General features: G+C 40.3%; 18 protein-coding genes and 2 tRNA genes. 13 read left to right on the top strand and 7 right to left on the bottom strand.

The window, feature by feature from the left end; translation table 11 throughout:
* Positions 1-58: 58 nt before the first annotated feature.
* Positions 59-2632, top strand: coding sequence for a gliding motility-associated C-terminal domain-containing protein (locus R8N23_RS10420; protein ID WP_318171534.1), 2574 nt, complete (start codon positions 59-61; stop codon positions 2630-2632).
* On the opposite strand, the gene R8N23_RS10415 is transcribed toward R8N23_RS10420, so the two are convergent.
* Positions 2633-5113, bottom strand: a complete 2481-nt coding sequence (locus R8N23_RS10415; protein ID WP_318171533.1) for a DUF5686 and carboxypeptidase regulatory-like domain-containing protein — start codon at positions 5111-5113, stop codon at positions 2633-2635.
* Positions 5114-5237: 124 nt separating this feature from the next.
* On the opposite strand from R8N23_RS10415, the gene R8N23_RS10410 reads away from it, so the two are divergent.
* Positions 5238-6059: an SDR family oxidoreductase gene (locus R8N23_RS10410; protein WP_318171532.1), complete on the top strand. Its 822-nt coding sequence runs from the start codon at positions 5238-5240 to the stop codon at positions 6057-6059.
* On the opposite strand, the gene R8N23_RS10405 is transcribed toward R8N23_RS10410, so the two are convergent.
* Positions 6052-6798, bottom strand: a complete 747-nt coding sequence (locus R8N23_RS10405) for an SH3 domain-containing protein (protein WP_318171531.1) — start codon at positions 6796-6798, stop codon at positions 6052-6054. The genes R8N23_RS10410 and R8N23_RS10405 overlap by 8 nt on opposite strands.
* A gap of 75 nt (positions 6799-6873) precedes the next feature.
* On the opposite strand from R8N23_RS10405, the gene R8N23_RS10400 reads away from it, so the two are divergent.
* A tRNA-Lys gene (locus R8N23_RS10400) sits at positions 6874-6946 on the top strand.
* Positions 6947-7002: 56 nt separating this feature from the next.
* Positions 7003-7075, top strand: a tRNA-Lys gene (locus R8N23_RS10395).
* 403 nt (positions 7076-7478) lie between these two features.
* Here R8N23_RS10395 and R8N23_RS10390 read toward each other — a convergent pair.
* Entirely contained in the window at positions 7479-8027 is a 549-nt protein-coding gene (locus R8N23_RS10390) for an EF-hand domain-containing protein (RefSeq protein ID WP_318171530.1), read from the bottom strand.
* 160 nt (positions 8028-8187) lie between these two features.
* On the opposite strand from R8N23_RS10390, the gene R8N23_RS10385 reads away from it, so the two are divergent.
* Both R8N23_RS10385 and R8N23_RS10380 read left to right on the top strand, forming a co-directional pair.
* Positions 8188-8697 carry a pathogenesis-related family 1 protein gene (locus R8N23_RS10385; protein ID WP_318171529.1) on the top strand — a complete coding sequence of 170 codons (510 nt, stop codon included), beginning with the start codon at positions 8188-8190 and terminating at the stop codon, positions 8695-8697.
* 103 nt (positions 8698-8800) lie between these two features.
* Positions 8801-9643: a universal stress protein gene (locus R8N23_RS10380; protein WP_318171528.1), complete on the top strand. Its 843-nt coding sequence runs from the start codon at positions 8801-8803 to the stop codon at positions 9641-9643.
* A gap of 383 nt (positions 9644-10026) precedes the next feature.
* On the opposite strand, the gene R8N23_RS10375 is transcribed toward R8N23_RS10380, so the two are convergent.
* The gene (locus R8N23_RS10375) at positions 10027-11031 is read right to left on the bottom strand and encodes an amidohydrolase family protein (protein WP_318171527.1); all 1005 of its coding nucleotides are present in this window, start codon (positions 11029-11031) and stop codon (positions 10027-10029) included.
* A gap of 97 nt (positions 11032-11128) precedes the next feature.
* Here R8N23_RS10375 and R8N23_RS10370 point away from each other — a divergent pair, with 97 nt between their 5' ends.
* Positions 11129-11563 carry a peptidylprolyl isomerase gene (locus tag R8N23_RS10370; RefSeq protein ID WP_318173571.1) on the top strand — a complete coding sequence of 145 codons (435 nt, stop codon included), beginning with the start codon at positions 11129-11131 and terminating at the stop codon, positions 11561-11563.
* Positions 11564-11657: 94 nt separating this feature from the next.
* Positions 11658-12539, top strand: a complete 882-nt coding sequence (locus tag R8N23_RS10365) for a hypothetical protein (RefSeq protein WP_318171526.1) — start codon at positions 11658-11660, stop codon at positions 12537-12539.
* Between the two features lie 63 nt (positions 12540-12602).
* Here the strand turns inward: R8N23_RS10365 and R8N23_RS10360 are convergent, their stop codons facing one another.
* Positions 12603-13154: a hypothetical protein gene (locus R8N23_RS10360; RefSeq protein WP_318171525.1), complete on the bottom strand. Its 552-nt coding sequence runs from the start codon at positions 13152-13154 to the stop codon at positions 12603-12605.
* A 156-nt stretch (positions 13155-13310) separates the two neighbouring features.
* Here R8N23_RS10360 and R8N23_RS10355 point away from each other — a divergent pair, with 156 nt between their 5' ends.
* Together R8N23_RS10355 and R8N23_RS10350 are read left to right on the top strand one after the other, a co-directional pair.
* The gene (locus R8N23_RS10355; protein WP_318171524.1) at positions 13311-14726 is read left to right on the top strand and encodes a TonB-dependent receptor; all 1416 of its coding nucleotides are present in this window, start codon (positions 13311-13313) and stop codon (positions 14724-14726) included.
* A 157-nt stretch (positions 14727-14883) separates the two neighbouring features.
* The gene (locus tag R8N23_RS10350; protein ID WP_318171523.1) at positions 14884-16275 is read left to right on the top strand and encodes a sodium-dependent transporter; all 1392 of its coding nucleotides are present in this window, start codon (positions 14884-14886) and stop codon (positions 16273-16275) included.
* A gap of 77 nt (positions 16276-16352) precedes the next feature.
* Here R8N23_RS10350 and R8N23_RS10345 read toward each other — a convergent pair whose 3' ends face one another.
* Entirely contained in the window at positions 16353-17123 is a 771-nt protein-coding gene (locus R8N23_RS10345; protein ID WP_318171522.1) for a hypothetical protein, read from the bottom strand.
* A gap of 76 nt (positions 17124-17199) precedes the next feature.
* Positions 17200-18429, bottom strand: coding sequence for an ABC transporter permease (locus R8N23_RS10340; protein WP_318171521.1), 1230 nt, complete (start codon positions 18427-18429; stop codon positions 17200-17202).
* 122 nt (positions 18430-18551) lie between these two features.
* Here R8N23_RS10340 and R8N23_RS10335 point away from each other — a divergent pair, with 122 nt between their 5' ends.
* The 3 genes from R8N23_RS10335 (at position 18552) to R8N23_RS10325 (ending at position 22065) form a co-directional block, all read left to right on the top strand.
* Positions 18552-19808, top strand: coding sequence for an asparagine synthetase B (locus R8N23_RS10335; RefSeq protein ID WP_318171520.1), 1257 nt, complete (start codon positions 18552-18554; stop codon positions 19806-19808).
* A gap of 68 nt (positions 19809-19876) precedes the next feature.
* Entirely contained in the window at positions 19877-20701 is an 825-nt protein-coding gene (locus R8N23_RS10330; RefSeq protein ID WP_318171519.1) for a prohibitin family protein, read from the top strand.
* 74 nt (positions 20702-20775) lie between these two features.
* Complete coding sequence (locus R8N23_RS10325) at positions 20776-22065, top strand: citrate synthase (protein WP_318171518.1); 1290 nt, start codon at positions 20776-20778, stop codon at positions 22063-22065.
* Positions 22066-22091: the final 26 nt, after the last annotated feature.

The raw sequence follows: 22091 nt of genomic DNA, 5'->3' as shown, positions 1-22091 counted from the left end.
AGCAATTCTCACCCTATATATTATCTATTTATCGTTCCTGTCATTATCTTGTTCACGCATGAAAAAACTAATACTGGTTTTATTGATCGGCCTTTTGACTCAACTCAAAGCGCTTGCCTTCCATATTGTGGGTGGAGAAATAGAATTGGTGCACATCGATGGCTATCAATATTACCTCAATTTGGTTCAGTATTTCGATAATGCCCAAACGGATAACCCTGGGCCTGACCTTTCTGTACAAGTTTATTTGTTCAGAAACAGTGATCATTCGCTGATCAGAACTGAAATCCTTAACCTAAGCTCAGAACAGGCGGTAAAATATACTAATCCCGAATGTGCCATTGGTTCATTAAAAACCTCTCAGGTTTTTTACACTGCCGAAATCACATTGGAGCCATCCATTTTCAATGAACCTGAAGGCTATTATGCCGTGTGGGAAAGGTGCTGCCGAAATACTTCTATAACGAACATAACCAACCCAGGAGGTCAAGGCATGGCTTATGTTTTAGACTTTCCACCAGTGATTAAAAATGGAGAACAATTCATCAATTCTTCCCCTCAGCTTTTTCCTCCATTAAGTGATTATGCTTGTGTGAATCAAACCTACTATACTGATTTTGCAGGAACCGATGTTGATGGTGATTCAATTGCGTATTCGCTACAACTACCATTCAATAGTAGCTCCCAGGTCGCACTGCCGATTCCTCAACCCAAACCATTTGTAGAATTGATTTATGCCAATGGGTCAAATATTAACAATATCATACCAGGCAACCCTTCACTAGGTATTACTTCAGCGGGTTTTCTTACAGTAAATCCAAGCACAACAGGATTATATGTTTTTTCTGTGCTAGTGGAAGAATACAGAGACCAAGAAAAGATTGGTGAATTGAGACGTGATTTTCAAATGCTGGTAATTGATGGATGCGACCCTCCTACGCCACCGAAAGCAGAAGTACGCCTTCCGGGCGAAACGGAATTTTACAATGAAATTGATATCATTAATTACTCGGCATCGGAGGAAAAATGCTTTGAGTACCTGGTCGTAGATAAAGCTGGCGAAAATGTGACATTAAAAGCGGAAGGCGTAAACTTTGATGCAGATGTATCAGACGTTTTTGAATTCACATCAGGACCAATCAATGATTCAGGAGACACACTCAGAGTAGAAGTTTGTATTTCGGACTGCCCATACATTCAAAACGAGCCTTATATCATTGACCTGATCGCCTCGGACAATGCTTGCCCGCTTCCTCAGCGAGATACAGTCCGAATGACCATCAACGTAGAACCTCCACCTAATACAAAGCCTTATTATTTGAGCCCTGATGCCAATACTATTCAAGTCAGGTCAGAGGCTGAGGGACAAGTAGTTGCGCTAGACGAATTACTAATCGGAATAGATGATGATCCATTCGACTCATTAAGATTCTTCTTTTACGCTGAAGACTACAATCCTACGAATTATGGTATGTCACTAGATACTGTACTTGACACTTATGGTCGAAAAGAGGTTAGATTTAACTGGAATACAGATTGTCAGGCGTTTCCTTTTGGTGGAAAAAACACCTTTGACTTGGGCATTGTGCTCGAAGATTATGACACCTGTGCATTTGACAGTGGAGATACCCTTTTCTACGAGCTAGAGGTAATTCTCCCACCCAATAACGATCCCAAAGTAAGTGGGCCGGCGTCGGATTATTCACGTCAAATCAAAACGAACCTCTTGTTTGATGTTATTGCCTCTGACGAGGACAATGACCCAATCGAAATTACAGGACTTGGCAATCTATTTGATTTCAGTAATGTCGGAATTGATTTTGCAGACGTTCAAGGAAACGGAAATATTGAATCTCCCTTTTCATGGGACCTTTCTTGTGACAATCTTGGGATCAATAAAACCACCAACTACACGCTTTACTTCATTGCCGATGATGATGATTATTGTAACGAAACCAATGCAGATACTCTCGCTGTTCAAGTAGAAGTGGTCGTACCATTGAACACAAAACCCGATTTTCAAATAGAAGAATTCTACTCTTTGAGCGTTAATGAAACGTTTGAACTGGAAGTAGTAGCGACGGATGGAGATAATACAGATCTCCTTACCTTAGATTTACTATCACCTAACGCTGCTCCTGCGTCTCAGGGTTTTTCATTCGAAGGAAATACCGGAGTTGGGGCTGTTTCCTCCATGCTTACCTGGACGCCTGAATGCAGTTTGCTCGGCGAAAATCGAACACCAGAGACGTATCCGATAGATTTTTTAGTCTTCGATGACAATTGCCCCAACACAGAACTAAGGACATTAACCGTGAATTTTCAAATTGAGGAATTAGTGGTCGACTATGATATTTTCACTCCGCCTAATGCATTTTCTCCCAATGGAGACGGTCACAACGACACTTATGCTTTAAGTAATCTGCATGAAGAATTTTACAACCTACCACCGGATAATTGCGATGACCAGTTTCAATCTATTGTTATTTTTGATAGAGCTGGAGGAAAGGTGTTTCAATCGAGTGATAGGGAATTTGTATGGACGGGTGATGGGTTTGATACTGGCACCTATTACTTCCACATAGAATATCTAAATACGGATTACAAAGGAGTCATCACTCTGGTCAGGTAATTAAAACCCCAGTCCCACTCTAAAACCATGTCCATAATTGGTACCGTCTTGTACAGCTCCATAATAATCAAGACGAAGCACTTTGAACAAATGCTCCAATCCCAGACCATATTCTATATAATGACCTGAAGCAGAGGTATGCAAATACTTAGCAGTACCCACTACCTGAGCTTTCGATTTCCGAATAAAAGGCAATTTGTTCAAAATAAAACCATTGAAGTGATGGTCTGCATGAAGGCCAATCCAAGACCCTGAGGTACTGAATTGATAATAATCCAATAGCTGATAATGATCATTGCCAAACTTGGCAAATACAGACTGATTGCCCATATGGTGTTTATAATCAATGAATGTCATCTGGTTGTCATTGAGAAACGTACCGGCCCAGGCCGTGTAATTTCCACTGCCCAACAGCCCATAATTCAACTCTTTAGAGACCCGAATAGCCACCTCGTCAAAATCGACATCCGATCCTAACGCAGCAATACCCTTTCGGTAATACACAAACAAAGTCGGATAAGGACTGTCTAAATTGAATTTTTGATCGGGTCGTGTGATATACTTCTGCCCAAACTTGATATAAAAACTCGTTCCAAAAATGAGTGCGTCTGACGTGCCAAAGGACGTATTTGGTAATTCTGCATTGAGTGGAGCGTTAGGCGCAAAATCTCGATCCTCGTTGTAAAAAAAAGAATAGTCTGCCGAGTTGAATAGTTCGTTTCTTCTCGCATACTCCAGCGTGGCCTTCCATGTAATTCCATTCACAATCTCACTCGAATAGTAAAGTTTTGCAAAAGCTTTTTCATACAGCTTCATATAACTCCTTCTGTTCACCAGCGTCTCGAACGAATTGATCAAGGGTGAAATGGGCTCATCTTCATTGAACTGAGATACAAACTTCCCTCCCTCTAAAAATGCTCTGGTTCTCTTGATTGGATCAAATTGATAAGCAAACTTGCCTTTGTAGTATAACTCCTGGCTGGAAAACCCATACCGTACGGTTGGTGTGATTTGATACTTCCAAATCGCATCTTTTTCTTGGGTATAAATAGTTTTTAAGTTTATGACCGCTCCTTCCACGGTATTGTATTGCAAAAGGTCGTAAATAGGTTGAAACCTATAATACCGCTCCTTAAATGATTGTTGTCTGAAATAGCCACCGATAAATAGATTTTCAATATTGAACTTATTGGCGTATTTATCCACTGAGTCTTTGTAGGGTTTTCTCTGCATCAATACTTGCAAACTGTCTTTCCACAAATAGTCAATTTTCTCAATTTTAGTCAGTGGTATGGGTCTTACTTCTTCCCAGTATTCTTTATCTCTTTTGTTGGCTTCTTTTTCAATTTTTAGCACCTCATTATCAAAATATCCATCTGCAAATAACTTTTGAGCAGTAATTCCTTTTGATTGAGCTAATTTATCGTTGAGTTGAATTTGGTATTCGGAATGTATCCCAACAAAATTTCCATTGCCTCTAAATCCAAGCACGTTGAGATAGTAAGCAAATCGCTGAGATAGCAACATCCAGACACCATCTTGTACAGGCGCATAAACCTGATAAACATTGACTTGATCTATAAACTCAATCTGATGTTCTTTGGTCAACCTCAAATCCACACTATGAATCCTCCACGAGTCTTCCATGATGTAGATAAACCCTTGAAAAGCAGGGTCATTTTTCCTTTTCGGAATGACTTTAATTTTGTTGATCAAATACTCCCCTTCCAAAATCGTTCCTTCCAATTTGTAATCATAGAACATCAAGGCATTATTGGCAATCGGAGAAACAAAACCTCGTTCAGACAATCCAGGAAAATTCAATAAATTATCATAAAATGAAATGAGCATCTGTGATCCTTGATTATAGCTAAAAGCCGAATTGCCCCCACTCATTTTGGAAGAGATCATCACCTCCTTGATTTTGTCTGGTTGAGCTACACTCAACTCAGAAACAGATTCAGACAGATACACAATACCCGTGTCTAGTGGGATATTGACTCCCAGTACTTGATCAGGTTTTTCATCTAAGGTCTGCATGCCTTTGATATATACTTTGCATTTGTAAGCTTGTACTTCTTCCAAATGATATTTTCTTTTGGCAATCGCCTCACGAATAACCTGATAAGCTGGGTCCTCACCTGTTGCGGTCACGACTACTTCCTGAAGCTCTAAAACTTCTGCTTCCAGCACAACATCTAATCGTATGCGTCGATGATCTACCTTCAGCGGAATTTCCTGTTTCTTATAACCTACATATTGATAGGTCAGTACATACTCACCTGGTGCAAGCTCGATACTGTACCTGCCTTCAATGTTAGTTGTAGTTCCTTTTGTAGTGTTTTGAATATATAGGGTGGCATAAGGAAGAGGCTCTCCTTGCTGATCTGTAACCGTACCAAAAAGCTCTGCAGCCATCCCTTGACAGAAGGATCCTATAAATAGTAGACTGACTAGAAATGATTTAATAATTGCGTGCATGAAAAAGCTATCCGATCACGAATTCAAAGCCAAATTAATAAAGAATCCAAAGCTGGAAACTATTTATCTCAAAAACGAGTATTACCTCAAGACTTATTAAATTCGAGCTGAATTAGAATTACCAATGCCCAAAACTCAAACAGTTGTCATTACCGGAGGAACTTCAGGAATAGGCAAAGCCTGTGCAGAACTGTATGCTTCCAAAGGATATAATCTTGTATTAACCGGTCGCAACCAAGAAAAGTTAGACCAAGTCATTGAATCTTTTCAATCTTCAGGTCATCAAGCTTTAGGAATACAGGCTGATGCGGCCAGCGAAGAAGGGGCTAAAGATGTCATAGAGCAAACGATTAAAACCTTTGGCTCATTGGATGTATTGATTTGCAATGCTGGCATCTCTATGAGAGCTATGTTTGAAGACCTGGACCTAAAAGTCTTCCGAGAAGTCATGGATATCAATTTCATGGGAACAGTCAACTACGTGAAGTACGCTTTGCCTCATTTATTGGAATCGAAAGGAACCATTATCGGAATTTCATCTATTAATGGACACCGAGGGACTCCAGCGCGAACAGCCTATTCTTCTTCTAAGTTTGCCATGGAGGGTTTCTTTGAAGCACTAAGAACGGAATTGCTTTATCGCGGTGTTCATGTATTAGTAGCAAGCCCCGGTTATACAGGCACAAATATCCGAAATACTGCCCTTACCGCCGACGGAAAGATACAAGGCGAATCTCCTAAGGATGAAAGTAAAATGATGACTGCAGAAGAAGTAGCCCTGCGTATTTACAAAGGACACCAAAGAAAAACACGCAATTTTATACTTACACCTCTAGGTTGGTGGTTGAATTTTCTCAATCACTTTGTTCCGAGATTGATGGACAAGATTGTATATAATGTGTTGGCCAAAGAACCAGATTCTCCGCTCAAAGATAAGGCTAACTGATACGTTTGATCATCTTTGACCGGATGTAAGCTTCTCTTCCATTCCATTCCACTTTAATCCAAACACCTGCTTCATCCAAAATATTGAGGCGGTGCCCTTTTTTCACCACTTCAATTAGATCGGCTCCCCCAGATGGGCCAGTCATCAGATAGGCATGATCCTCGATGATAATGCCTTTAGGTTCACTCAACTCAAAGTTGGTTAACCAAAAGAAAAGCAAGAGCACCACAACGGCAGAAACAGCGTATGGCGTAGCATTAGAACCTGATTTGAACTTTCTATAAAGGACTATACCTATCAGGAAAAGTGCAACACCAAAGATGAGTAGATTGAATTCTGCATAATATTTATGTACCAACCCCTTGAAAAGCGTGGTATCAGATAAGGCAAAGCCATTAACCTCATGATCAGTGGCTAATTCTTCCATTTTATTCTGTGCCTTCTTATCTGATGTTTGTTGGTAGTATTTATTCAAAAAATACAACGCCTGGTTATAATCTCCCAAACCTTCTTTGATATAAGCCATCTTCATGAGCATCTGTGGTGAAGCCTCGTTACTTCCCTCCAATACCTGCTCATATATTTCGAATGACTCGGTATATTTTTGAAGCTTGAATAGTGAATCAGCTTGGGCTAATAGTCCTTTATCTTCACCTCCAAATGAGGAAAAAGAAGTAGCCATCATACCAATGAAAAGTATTGAAATAAATTTGAAGATATTGTTTTGTTTTTTACTCATCTCGTGCCTACATTTGCAACCGCAAAATAAGGGAAGGCATTAGAAAAATGAAACTTTCCACTGCGAAAAAAGTATGATTCGTTAGCTCAGTTGGTAGAGCAACGCCCTTTTAAGGCGTGGGTCCTGGGTTCGAGCCCCAGACGAATCACTTTCAAATAAAGACCTCGGTAACAGCCGAGTTTTTTATTGCCCATAGTCTAACTCGATTCGTTAGCTCAGCTGGTAGAGCAACGCCCTTTTAAGGCGTGGGTCCTGGGTTCGAGCCCCAGACGAATCACATCAAAGGTCATACGAAAGTATGGCCTTTTTACTTTATAGTCTCTGGGACAGATGCCTGTGTGGAATGAACGATAGCGAGTGACAGATAGCTAAAACGAATCACAATCCCGAAACCCTCCGGATTTTTCATTGCTCGATTCGTTAGTTCAGTTTGTAGATCATACCCTTTTATGTGTAGGTCATGCCGGTTGGCCGATGCCATTCGAGCCCCATGCTCCGCTCGGGACGAATCACATCAAAGGTCATACGAAAGTATGGCCTTTTTACATTATAGAATGGACGAGAAGCCTGTCCCGATCAAGCAACAGCGAGTATCGGGGAGCCCCAGACGAATCACACTAAAACCACGACGAAAGTTGTGGTTTTTTTATGCCTTAAAATCTATTGGTAAGGTTTAGTATTTAAACCTCGGTATACACAGTTCGTCTGGTGTCGAATTGATAGCTCTCCGGATTTCCAAAAAGTAAATTACCGGGTCTCTTGGTATCATCACTAGTAAAAAAGTCAACCAAGGCTGATGAAAGCTCCTCCTTGCTCAATTGCATATCACCATTAATATCCAATTTTTTAAAACAAATATCAATGAACTTGATTTCGACTCGTAACGAAACGAAGAAACACATATACTCTTGCTTAGAAAGAAAGTTATTGTGGTCCTTATCGTAGATGAAAAATATATCTTCTGCCATTTGCTTAGCTACTGCTTCGAATGGCCCATATAATTGATCTACTGCTACCGCTTCGAGATATTTTAGCCAATTGGTCAAGTTGCACCTACTGGGTTCTTGATTAGCTAAAAAATCTGTGAGTTGTTGCCAAAATCCTTGACCTCGTTGTGTTATAAAATCCTCGACTTCCGAAGGAGGCATCAAACACCTGAATATGGCTACATTGTCGCCCAGGTTTTGAAAATCGCTCTGCATAAGCAGTCCATCATGATCAAAATCCAAAATTTTGAAAAGATGAGTAAATTTTTGAGTAAGAGTTGAAGAAAGCATGTAGTAAAGAACGCGAAAAAATGGATCATTTCCTATATCACAATTATTCCCAAGACTCTAATGGATAGACTGATTGATATTGTTTAAATTTCTAAACATCAAATTCACTACAATGAGAAAAATAGCTCTCCTATTTATACTGCCTTTTTTATTGTTTCGCTGTGGCTCTGATGATAACGAAGGCAGTGACACCTTTCCTACCTTTGAAGATGCCATGATTCAAGAAATTTTAGATGCACACAACGAATATCGAAATGATGTGGGAATTGCCAATCTCGTCTGGTCTGAAGAAGTAGCTACTTCCGCTCAAGCTTGGGCAACAGAATTGGCTGCCGATTGCGAATTCAAACATTCTGGCGATGACTTTGGTGAAAATATTTGGGCAGGAACGGAAGGAGCCTTCTCTCCCACAGATGTGGTCACCAGCTGGGGATCAGAAATCGCCGACTACGACTACGAATCCAACACTTGCTCAGCTGACAAAGACTGTGGGCATTATACCCAAATCGTTTGGGAAAACACTACAAAAGTTGGATGTGGAGTGGCCACCTGCGATGGCCGGGATATTTGGGTATGTCAATATGATCCTCCAGGAAATTTTGTTGGCGAGAAACCCTACTAAATCATCCAGAAGGACATGAGGAAAATCAGATTTTCCCAAGACATAGCTCAATATAATAACCGTTTTCGTATGCTAAGTTTGAGTAAATCAAACACTAAGAGCCATGCGTATTTCCAAAATATTAGTTCCCATAGATTTTTCTAGGTGCTCTATCAACGCGCTGAAAATCGCTACTGAAATCGCCACCAAGCAAGGGGCGAAAATTGAGATCGTCAATGCCTTTCATGTACCAGCCTATGCCCCCATGGATGTAATGGCCGTAGATTTGGTCAATCAACCAATGTTCAAGGAAGAAGAACGGAAAGTAAAAGACGAATTCAAATCCTTACCAAGCTTAATCCCACAATTGAAGGACGTAAGTTACTCCACCAAGGTATTTATGGCCCCTGCTGCCGATGCGATCTATCAATGCACCGAACAAGATGATATAGATCTCATTGTGATGGGAACCAAGGGTGAACATGATGTAGTAGAAAACCTATTCGGAAGCATGAGTGCTCAGGTCATCAAATCTGCAGACGTACCAGTATTAGTGGTTCCTGAAAATGTGGAAAGTTTTGACTTGAAACATATCGGCTTTGCCGCGGACCTTCATGAAATTGAAAACATGAATCGCTTGGGCATCTTGTCTCTATTGGCCAAAATGTATGATTCTGAAATCAATATCTTCCACATCTCCGAAGAAAATGATGAAGAATCAATCAGCGAAGCTGCCCGTGAGCGTATGTTTCTAGAAGGTTCCCTTAAGGACATCAAACATACTTTTGCCACTATCTATCATGAAGAACCAATAGAGGGCATCATGGAATTTGCGGAGAGAAAAAAGTTAGACTTGCTCGCTATGTACCCCAGACAACATGGTTTTTGGGATAAATTAGTTCATGGCAGTACCACAAAGAAAGTAGTCATGCAGATCAAAATTCCGCTTTTGACAATTCATGAGTAAAGATTCACCAAACCTATAAGGTTTAATCACTAACCCCATCAGAGTCACCTGAAAGGGACTCTGATGTATATGCACATCCTCAGAGTTCTCTTCGAGTAACTCTGAGGGCTAGAATTGAGATCAGATTGATGCTCTTTTGTACCTTATCGGAACGAAGTCAACAAGAACAGAAAATGTTATTCATCCGCGATTCTGACTCCATATAACAACGACATAATGATCGAGCAGACAATTGCATAAGCCAAAGATCTCTGACTAAAAACCTCATTCAATGTAATTTTATCGCTAAGTAAAAACCCGACAACACCCAATACATAACAAGCAAAAACCCAAATTAAAACGGCTTTAATATATCTTATTATTTCAAATTTCATAGTTCCTACTTACAAATCCAACGCCAACCAATCAAGCGTAGACTGATACATAATATTGTCCTTATCAGATTGAGGTAAATCACTTTCTTCGATAAACCTACCAATCTCTAAATCGCCCAAAGGAAATGGATAATCCGTACCTAAAGTAACTTTCTCAGAGCCAATCATCTCGATGATGTACTTGAGATATGGTAAATCATGAGTGATACAGTCCACCCAGAACTTACCCAAATATTCCCTAGGGTTGATTGGATTGTGGATGGCCACCAAGTCTGGGCGACAATTGAAGCCATGCTCTACCCTACCAATGGTGGCCAGCAAAGACCCACCTGCGTGAGAGAAGTTGAATCTTACTTTTGGATACTTTTCCATTACTCCGCCAAAGATCAGTGAACAAGCTGCTCTAGAAGTCTCTGCCGGCATCCCTACCAGCCAAGGCAGCCAATACTTCGACATATGCTCCCTACCCATCATTTCCCAAGGGTGTATCATCACCGCCAAGTCGAGTTGCTCACAAGCTTCCCAAATGGGATAAAACTCTGGTTCGTTCAAATTCTTATTATTGATATTTGAACCTATCTGTATGCCTGGCATTCCCAGTTCTTTGATTCGATGCAACTCCTTTACCGCATGCGCTGCGGATTGCATGGGCACAGTTCCCAGTCCAATGTAATTCTTAGGATAATCGTTGACCACCTGAGCGATGTGATCATTCAAAAACATCGAAAGCTCCAAACAATCATCTGCCTTCGCCCAGTAGCTAAACATCACTGGTATGGTACAAACTACCTGATAGTTGGTGTTGAATTTTTCGTATTCGTTAATACGCACTTTTGGATCCCAGCAGTTTTCGTTGATTTCGCGAAAGAACTCTCCTCCTTTCATCATATCGGCAAAGTGAGGTCGCTTATGCACCAAATGGATGAAATCTCCATACCCAAACTTCTTTGCAAAGTCGGGTAATTTTTCAGGCAGGATATGCGTGTGCATATCGATTTTAAGGTTCTTGCTCATGGGGTGTTGTTTAATGCTTTTTTGAATCTATCGACTGATTCAATCAATTTCCGAAATTAAGCATTTAGATTTGCCTTTTTGAAATTAGAATAAAAAAATTATGACTGCAGAAATCCACACCTCAAAGGGTGTAATGAAGTTGGAGTTTTTCGAAAATGATGCTCCAAATACAGTGAAGAACTTTACTGACTTAGCTAAAAAAGGTTTTTACGATGGTTTGACTTTCCACAGAGTGATTCCTGACTTTGTGATTCAAGGAGGCTGCCCAGACGGCACAGGCGCTGGTGGCCCAGGGTATCAAATCGACTGTGAATTGGATGGTGACAATCAATTCCACGACCGTGGAGTATTGTCTATGGCTCATGCAGGTAGAAATACCGGCGGATCTCAGTTCTTCATCTGTCACAGCAGAACCAACACTGCACACTTGGACAGAAACCATACTTGCTTTGGCAAAGTGGTAGACGGCTTGGACGTGATCGACGAGATCAATCAAGGAGACAAAATGGAAAAAGTTGTTGTAATCGACTAATCCATTCATCCAACAAGAATTTAAAGCGACTTTAGGGTCGCTTTTTTTATGCCATCATTTTATTAATTTAGAGTAATCATCTAAACTATAAACTATGAGAACCAACATATTATTTGCTGCTATTGTTTTAATGGCTGCTGCCTGTCAACCGACTAAAAAGAAAGAAGAGAGCGTTTCTGTTCCAGAAAAAATCACCGTCCCTACATTAACCAAAGTATGGGAAACAGACAGCACATTACAGACTCCCGAATCCATTATCTATGATGAATCCCGAGGGGTACTTTATGTTTCGAACATCAACGCTGTACCCCCCACCGCAAAAGATAACGATGGATATATCTCAATCATTTCTACAGAGGGCGAGATCATAGAAAGAGAGTGGGTCACAGAAATATCAGCACCTAAAGGCATGGGTATTTTAGACAGCAGTTTGTTCGTGACCAACATTGACGAAATCATAGAGATCGACATTCCAAGCGGTGTCATTATTGCACGATATCCAATCGAAGGTGCTGCTTTTTTGAATGACATCAGTGTTACCAAAGAAGCAGAAATATACATCTCTGACACGGGCACCAATACAATACATGTATTAAATAATGGAGATGTAAGAACATGGCTTAATGATACGACTTTAGTTGGTCCAAATGGCTTACTCCATCAAGGGAGCCACCTCATGGTAGCTTCGTACTTTGGCGATGAATTTTCAAGAATAGACATTAACACTAAAATGACGGAAGTACTCTCTGATTCAATACCGGGCGGCGACGGCATTGTGGCTTTCGGAGAGCATTATTTTGTATCCAACTGGAATGGCGAAGTTCACTTTGTTGATAATTTCGGAAACAGAACTTTGATTCTTGACACAAAAGCAGAAGGTCTAAATGCGGCCGATATCTGCTACTTACCTGAAAAGAATTTGCTACTAGTTCCAACGTTCTTTGGCAATACCGTAGCGGGTTATGAGGTGAAGTAAGTTGGAAGTCCGAAGATGGAAGTCAAAGTCACTTCAGACTTCCATCTTCGGACTTCTATCTTCTTAATAATTCAACTCCCTGCTTTCTACATTTCTGAACATGCCCTCGGTCTTATAGAATTTTCCTCCTTCAACCATTCCCAGGTATTCTGTCTTTTCCTCTCTCCTTTCATAGACATAGTGTGTGCCCAAATAATCCAGAGAATACACATCGAAACCCATAGATATATCCGAATCTCTAACTACTAAGGCATCGAACAGCATACCGGTATGAGTTTCGTAATTGTGATCAAAATAGAAATAAAGTATATGCCCTTTCTCACTTACCGGATCCAAAATATGCTCTGACTCCGTGCCCATCATGGTGTTTCTCATTTTCATCTTTCGCCAGATAAAAAATGGCGAACCCTTGCTGGTAAACAGCTTCCATTTGTACCAATAAGTAATTTCAATATCACCTACTTTAAAAAAAACTTTACGGTAATAGAAGAGATTTAATGAATCTATATAGGCGGCAACTACTCCTAGAAAGAAAAGTACAAAAAATACAATCCCTCCCCACATGAGTCTCTCATCAAGGTCAACCGATTCATAAAGCAGTAGGAATTGTTTCAAAGTGGATCGTTGGTTTTTAATTCCTAACGACCAAATTTTAAAGAAATTGATCGCTAGTTTCAAATATTTAAAATAATAACCAAAAATAGCAAATTTGGCAGGTTCCTCCTTTCAAATCGAGTACCTTCTGGATAATTTTGTACAAGCAAAGAAATTATGGAAGCAGGCGTACACACCACAAAAGAGAAAGCACTCTCTCTAAATCTCAATGAATCCATTTATGGAACATTAGCTGAAATCGGAGCAGGACAAGAAGTAGCTTCTAATTTCTTCAAAGCTGGTGGAGCTTCTGGTACTATTGCAAAGACCATGTCCGCCTACGACATGAAGTTTTCCGATGCTATTTATGGTGCCACTAAGCGCTATGTATGCGAAGAAAAACTCCTGAAAATGCTCGACAAAGAGTATCACTTGCTTTCTAAGCGTTTGAATCATCGAGCTGATGAAACCCGCTTCTTTGCCTTTGCCAATACAGTTGAAACAATCAATTATCAAAAAACCAATCAAGGTCATGGTTGGGTTGGTGTGAGGTTTCAGCTCACTCCTTTTGCTGAACCCAACGACTGTATCATTCATGTGGTATTGAAGGACCCTGACATGCTGTGGCAACAAGAAGTCTTGGGTAAAATTGGTGTCAACCTAATTTATGGTTGCTTCAATCATTTTGCTGACCCTGAAAAGCTAATGACTTCTATCGTTGACAATTTCAGTAAAGACAGGATTGAAATAGATATGTTCAGACTGGAAGGACCAGCCTTTGACGGGATAGACAATCGTTTGATGAGTCTTCAACTCGTTAAGCACAAACTGACCAGAGCAGCCATTTTCAATAGTCATGGAGAAGTAAAACAACCGACTTCCTTCTTGTACAAGAAAAACGTATGTGTGCTGAGAGGAAGGTTTAGACCTGTCACTCATGTGAATGTGGACATGATGCTGGCTGGTGTGCGTCAATTCAAGAAAGAACTGGAAGAAAACAAAGAACAGTTTGATGTCATCGCTGAATTGACATTAAAAGATCTTACACAAGATGGAGAAATTGACGAACAGGACTTCTTGGATCGAGTAGATTTATTGAACTCATTGGGTCAAACCGTTCTTATTTCCAATTATCAGGAACATTATCGTTTGGCAGTCTACCTCAGTAGAATAACTAGAAAAGGCAAGATTGCCTTCATATTAGGCATCAACAATCTGGCTCGACTTTTTGAAGAAGAGTATTACGCAGACTTGCCCGGCGGTATTATGGAAGCATTTGGAAAGTTATTCGCCGCCAATCAGCAGGTATTGGTTTATCCAAGCAAAACGGACCGATCAGATCAATTGCAGACCAGCGATAATTTTCAGCCCTCAGAAAATCTCACTCACCTTTATGAGCACCTAAGAACCAACCATTTCATCCAGGACATTAAGAACGCCAAAGTGGAAAACCTTCACATCATATCGGACAATGTTTTGGAGATGATCAAAAAGGGTACCACTGGATGGGAAGAATATGTTCCTTATAAAGTCGCTCATATGATCAAGGAGAAGAAAATGTTCAAATACTCCGACCAAACTGCCACCGTATAGGTCACCGATCAGCATAATCCGCCTTTGTTAAAAAAAATGTGGGTTATTCCATTTCCTCTTTTATATTCGTGGTTTCATGTAACAGCATAACTATTAGACTGTGGCAATTTTCGCGTATCAACCTGTACGCTGCGACAATCTCACTAAACAACAGAAAATGGCAGGAAGAGGAAATTTTAGCAATCGATTGGGATTCATTTTGGCAGCAGCTGGTTCGGCAGTAGGGCTCGGTAACATCTGGAAATTTCCCTTCGAAGTGGAAGCAGGTGGCGGCGCCGCATTTGTACTCATCTATCTTGTCTTTTGTTTTTTGCTGTGTTTCCCTGTTATGGTTACCGAGATTGCTATTGGTAGAAAAACCAATAAAAATGCTGTAGGAGCATTCAATGCATTAGGGTATAACAAGTGGAACATCATTGGAAAAATGGGTATCCTGGCGGGCATTGTTATTTTGTCTTTCTACAATGTGGTAGCCGGCTGGGCGTTGGGCTATTTCTTTGAAATGGCGCAAGGCAATTTCAATGTTGGGAAAGAATTTGGTTCTTACGTAGCCAATGTGAGTACCACAGGTATTTACGCCGTTATATTCATGGCATTCACTGCTTTTGTAGTATCTAGAGGGGTATCTGCAGGAATCGAAAAAGGAGCCAAAATATTGATGCCTACCTTAATCATTATGATTCTTGGTCTATTGGCTTATTCACTGACACTTCCAAATGCCATGACTGGAGTCAAATATTACTTAGTTCCAGAATTCTCTGAATTGAATCTAAAAACCATTGGTGGGGCTTTGAGACAGTCGTTCTTCTCGCTATCTCTGGGTATGGGTACGATCATTACCTATGGTAGTTATCTATCGAAAAAAGAAAATATTATTAGCTCCACCGTTTCCGTAACTTTCTTTGACGTGGGTATCGCGTTCTTAGCTGGATTGATGTTATTTCCACTAGTGGCTTATAGCACCGGCGGTGATATGTCAAATATTCAAGGGGGCGCAGGATTGATTTTCGCAGCCTTACCTAGCGTCTTTGAATCACTAGGGGCCGGATTAGGTAGTATTCTTGGTGCTTTCTTTTTCTTGCTACTATCATTTGCTGCTTTGACATCAACGGTCTCTCTATTAGAGGTACCGGTCTCTTATGTTGTAGACGAGCATAAAATCAGCAGACCAAAAGCCACCGCTATTATGGCAGCGATTATCTTTATCGCAGGACTGCCTTCTTTAGTAGGTAATGGCTACAGTGAGATGTTCACTTCTTTTGTCACCTATGTAGGTGCGGACGGCCCGGTGGGTTTCATGGACTTTTTAGGTCACCTAGCTGACTGCATGCTATTGTTGGGCGGATTCTTGATTGTGACCTTCGCTGGATATGTGTGGAAGAAAGAAAACCTTAATGAAGAAATAGCCATTGGCTATGAAGGATACGAAAATTCCAGAGTAAAAGTATTTATTGGGTTTGCGGTAAGGTATTTATGTCCAGCACTTCTGGGACTCCTATTCATCATGGTCGTGTTGAGCAATTTCTTTGGAGTAGATATTATCAATTAAGATAATTCATTCACAGCATAAAAAAACTCAAGGCTTACAGAACCTTGAGTTTTTTTATGCCCTTTATTTTCTGTTTCTTATTTCTTAACGAAAGTATCTTCCTCCCCTTCTATAATAATGGAATAATCACCTGGTGCCAAACGTTTCAAGGGTATTTCTTTGGCTTTGCCTTGTAGTATAATATCTCCATCCTTTAGTATTTCATATCTGGCCTCGCGTGAAAAGGTCATTTTATCAATCACCAGCCTTGGAGAGAAAGTAACACCTTCTGGGTAATGATAATGTTCCATTTCTGTGGAATACAAATAACGCCCTTCCGGCAACTCGTATTTTATCCGGTATTTGTTTCCTCCGTCGGTATGTTCGGGAAAGAAAACATATTGAGCACCGGCAAACCTACCTTTGGAACGCATCGTCTTAATTACATCCCAATAGTCCCCTTTTAGTTTTTCAATTTTGTATTTCCCATCTCTTCGATCTCCTTTGGTATACCAATGCATGATCGAGTCATTAAGCACCAGACTATCAAATTTAAAATTACTATGATATAAGATGGCTTCTGGATTCACAATACGGGGCTTGCAGCTATCTCCATGAACCACTTTTACCGAAACAGGTGTATACATATCGACATCTCGAAAAGCCAATCTTACTGCGGTGAGAGATAGGTTAGTTCTTGTCTTTTTTCCATTCACATAAATGGACTGAACACAAAATCGACCTGAATCAGCATTGTATGGGTTTTGAATATACAATCCTTCACCCTTGTAGACGCCTGTCAACAAAAGTTCCTGACCGAAAGAGGTCTGAGCAATTAAGATTATAAGAAAAATTAAATTACGCTTCATTTTTCACTATGGGAATGAGGTAAATTTCGTAATATTTTTACTTCTAACGAAACTCCATCCCAAAATAATACAATTTCTATTCGAAACGTAAAGAAACGATAGGATCTAGTTTAGATGCTTTGTGTGCTGGAAGGTAACCGGATAGTAGACCTACTATCACACCAACTACAAAACCAAAAAGCATCCAGAGCCATGGAACAACAAATGTGTCGGCAAGAAAATGCGAAATAATGTTGCCCACTACAAAACCCATCACAACACCACCAAAGCCTCCAATCTGAGTAATTACAATAGCTTCAATTAAGAACTGCTGGCGGATACGTTTAGGTGTAGCACCCATTGCCTTGCGGACTCCAATCTCTCGAGTCCTTTCTGTAACGGAAACCAGCATGATATTCATTAAGCCAATTGACGCTCCGAGTAAGGTGATAAAACCGATGGTGAATCCTCCAATTTGTAAATAGCCGGTAATTTCCCCTAGCCTTTCTGCTAATGACTTCTTTTCTTGAATGGCAAACGAATCTTCGCTACCGGGTGTATCCCGTCTTATCGCCTTCATGAGGCCTGTAGCCTCTCCCATTAAATGCTCCATTTTTATGGGGTCTTTCACGGACACACCAATACGGTAATTAAGCGTCCTGTTTTTTGCCAATCGTCTAGCAACATTCAAAGGAACAATAACTGCACGATCAGCTCTACCTCCTTCTGAACCTTGCTTCTCTAATACGCCTACTACCTTGAATTTTGCCCCTAAAAAAGATATTGATTTATTAATGGCATTTTCATTTTCTTTAAAAAGGGTAGTCAGTACCTCATGACCTATCAATACCACATTAGAACCGTTCTGATGTTCGAAAGCCGAAATACTTCTTCCTTCGTCCAAATCATAACCTTCCACATATAAGTAGTTAACGTCACCTCCTGTCACAGCAAAATTTGGATTGGTTACTTCAGACCCATACTTGATTTCTGCATTTCTCGTAACTGTAGTATATAAAGCAGTCACCTCTCCTACTTTATAGTTCGACACAAACTGTGAAACTTCATCAAAGGTCAATGCTGGATAGCTTTTTTGAGCTTTGCCAGACTTCTTACCTCTTTCTTCTCTTATGTCCTCAATAACAAATGTATTGGAACCAAGATTGGAGAAACTATCATTGATAGAATTTTGGATACCGTCAATAGCAGTCAGAATTCCGACTAGAGAAGTAATACCAATAGCAATAATGGCTGCAGTAAGAACAGTTCTAAGTTTATTGGCTAAAATAGATTTAACTGCTTCCCGGATGTTTTCGATTAGATTCATAGACAAACGCTTCTGAATTTAGACGTATGTCCAGGCAATTTATTACAACCAGGCAACTATTAATTAAAAGTTCAGTTTAAAAAAACCTAGAGTTTGTAAATTGGCATTCAAATAACATGGATATGCGCAAAGCCTTAGTATTATTCTTTCTGGTTGTTTCATTTGGACTCAAAGGATCACATATCCTCCTTCCTATGGACAATACTCAGGCCAATCACCTAAAAGCTTATGGAATTGCCTACTGGGTACTTCAAAATGAAATTGAAGTAGACTGGTTACTTAATTATAAGGGCGGGGCTTTTATGTTTAAGTATTATCAAAATTTCGAAAACGAGTTGATCATACGAGGTGTGAGCTATTTGGTGATTTCTGATGCACAAGCTAATGGTATTCTGAGTGAGATTGCCAGTCCGTCTTCAAATATGGATGCCATGAAATTAGAGAAGTATCCCAAAATTGCGGTCTACTCCCCAAAAAGTAAACAGCCCTGGGATGATGCAGTAACATTAGTCCTAACCTATGCCGAAATACCATACGATGTAGTTTTTGATGACGAACTCATGTACGACGAACTACCAAAATACGACTGGCTTCATTTGCACCATGAAGACTTCACCGGTCAGTACGGCAGGTTCTACCGTGTTTACCAACACTACCCTTGGTATCAGCAGCAGCAGCGTGAATATGAGGAGTCTGCCAGAAAGCATGGGTTCACCAAAGTGTCTCACTTGAAACTTGGCATCGTGAAGAAAATACAATCCTATGTAGCCAGTGGTGGTTTCCTATTTGCCATGTGCTCTGCTACAGATACTTATGATATCGCCTTATCCGCTGAAGGCGTAGACATTTGTGAGAGTATGTTTGATGGAGACCCGGCAGATCCTCAAGCCCAAAACAAGCTAGACTTTTCTAAAACATTTGCCTTCGAAAATTTCACTCTTGAACGAAACCCATACATATACGAGTTTTCAAATATCGACAACCAGCCTAATCAACGAGGTTTAACCGAGAATAATGATTACTTCTCCCTATTCCAATTTTCGGCCAAGTGGGATCCTATCCCTACTATGCTCACTCAAAATCACGAGCACATCATCAAAGGATTTATGGGGCAGACAACTGCTTTCAAAAAACGACTAGTAAAATCCGATGTGGTTCTACTAGGTGAAACTAAATCTATCGACGAAGCCAAATACATTCATGGAGTCTTCGGCAAAGGCTTTTGGACCTTTTATGGTGGGCATGATCCTGAAGACTATCAGCATCTGGTCAACGAAGAACCAACAGATTTGAATCTTCACCCCAATTCACCAGGTTACAGATTGATACTAAACAACATATTGTTCCCTGCGGCAAAGAAGAAAAAACAAAAGACCTGATCACTGACCTCCGAGCAAATACTTTGTCGTACATTTGAAATTCAAATAACCAAAATCCCCTTAATACCATGGATAATAGAAAATTTTTACCCTTATTAGTTATAGCAGCCTTTGCTCTTTTTATAGTAGTAGGTCTTTCATCTAGTCTTTTTTATAAAATATCACCAGCAGAGCGTGCGGTAGTTTTTTATACGGTAAGCGGAGAATTGGATAAGAACAACGTAATCAGACCCGGATGGCACATGAAAGCACCTTGGAACACCATTTATGTTTATGATGTTTCTGAAAAGAAAGTTGAAGAAAGCATGGATGTGCTTGACAAAAACGGATTATCGATCAGTGTGGATGTGTCGGTGAGATTTACTCCTATGAAGGATAAAATTGGCGAAATCCAAGAGAACTTTAAAAGTGAATACATTAATGTATTAGTGATTCCTGAAGTAAGGTCTTCAGTGAGACAAGTCATGGGTAGATACACAGCAGAAGAAATTTACTCTACTAAAAGATCCGAAGTCGAAGGAGCCATCAAAGACGAAACATCTTCAGTATTGAGTGCTGAAGGAAATAATGTCCTGATGAAAGCGCTATTGATCAGAGCAATCAATCTCCCCGCTCAAATCAAACAGGCCATTGAAAACAAACTGCAGCAGGAGCAAGAAGCTTTAGCCTATCAATTCAGATTGGACAAAGAGAAAAGCGAAGCAGAAAGAAAAAGGATTGCAGCCGAAGGTGAAGCTGTAGCGAACAAAATTATTAACAGTAGTTTAACAAACGAATTACTGAAAATGCGTGGAATTGAGGCTACTATTGAGCTATCAAAGTCGCCAAATTCGAAAGTTGTGGTGATTGGGGGTGGCGACGAAGGCCTTCCTTTGATATTAAACAATAATTAGGCTTTAAAAAAAGCAAGAATTCACTATTTTCGCGTAAAAAAATATTAGTCCTTTCACTTAATTAAAATAAATCAATGGCAGAAGAAACCGCAGAAATAAAAGTAGGAGATAAGAGCATTGAACTTCCATTAATCACGGGCACCGAAAATGAGACCGCCATCAATATTGGCAAACTCAGAGCTGAAAGTGGTTTGATTACCCTTGACCCAGGGTATAAAAACACTGGAGCAACCCAAAGCGCCATAACTTTTTTGGATGGCGAAAAGGGAATTTTGAGGCACCGAGGTTATTCAATAGAAGAGCTTGCAGAAAATTCTACTTTTCTAGAAGTGGCTTATCTATTGATATATGGTGAATTGCCTACTCCAGCTGAATACGAAACATTCACGAAAGATATTACGCATCACACCTTAGTTCATGAGGACTTCAAGAAAATTCTTGACGGTTTCCCTGCAAGTTCCCACCCAATGGGCGTGCTTTCTTCTTTGGTGACTGCTATGACAGCATTCTACCCAGAGAGCTTGGATCCTAACAGATCTAAAGAAGCGGTATACATGAGCATCGTTAGAATTTTGGCTAAGATGCCAACATTCGCCGCTTGGGCTTTCAAAAACCAAATGGGACACCCTGTAGTGTATCCTAAGAACAACTTGGACTACTGCAGCAACTTCCTTCACATGATGTTCAACTTGCCTTCGCAAGACTATGATGTGGATCCAGTGGTATCTGCAGCTCTAAATAAGTTATTGATCCTACATGCAGATCATGAGCAAAACTGCTCTACGTCTACAGTAAGAATCGTAGGGTCTTCTCAGGCTAGTTTGTACGTTTCTTTGTCAGCAGGTATCAACGCACTTTGGGGGCCTTTACATGGTGGAGCTAACCAAGCAGTGATCGAAATGCTAGAAAACATCAAAGCTGACGGTGGAGACACGCAGAAGTGGATGGACAAAGCAAAAGACAAAAACGATCCGTTCAGATTGATGGGCTTTGGACACAGAGTGTACAAAAATTTCGACCCTAGAGCCAAAATCATCAAGAAAGCTGCAGATGATGTATTGGAAAAATTGGGCGTAGTGGATCCTGTGTTGGATATCGCTAAAGGTTTGGAAGAAGTAGCATTGAACGATCCTTACTTCGTAGAAAGAAACCTCTACCCTAACGTAGATTTCTATTCTGGAATTATCTACAGAGCATTAGGAATTCCTACTGAAATGTTTACCGTGATGTTCGCCTTGGGTAGACTACCAGGTTGGATCGCTCAGTGGAAAGAAATGAGAGAAAACAATGAACCGATCGGCAGACCAAGACAAGTATATGTCGGTGAAACTGAAAGGCCATACGTAGATATGAGCAAGAGATAATTAATTTATCTCTTTGTAAAGAAACC

This window comes from Reichenbachiella sp. (genome assembly GCF_033344935.1).
Classification (GTDB): Bacteria; Bacteroidota; Bacteroidia; order Cytophagales; family Cyclobacteriaceae; genus Reichenbachiella.
The sequence above is the reverse complement of the archived record's forward strand: the minus strand, read 5'-3'. Positions and strand labels throughout refer to the sequence as shown.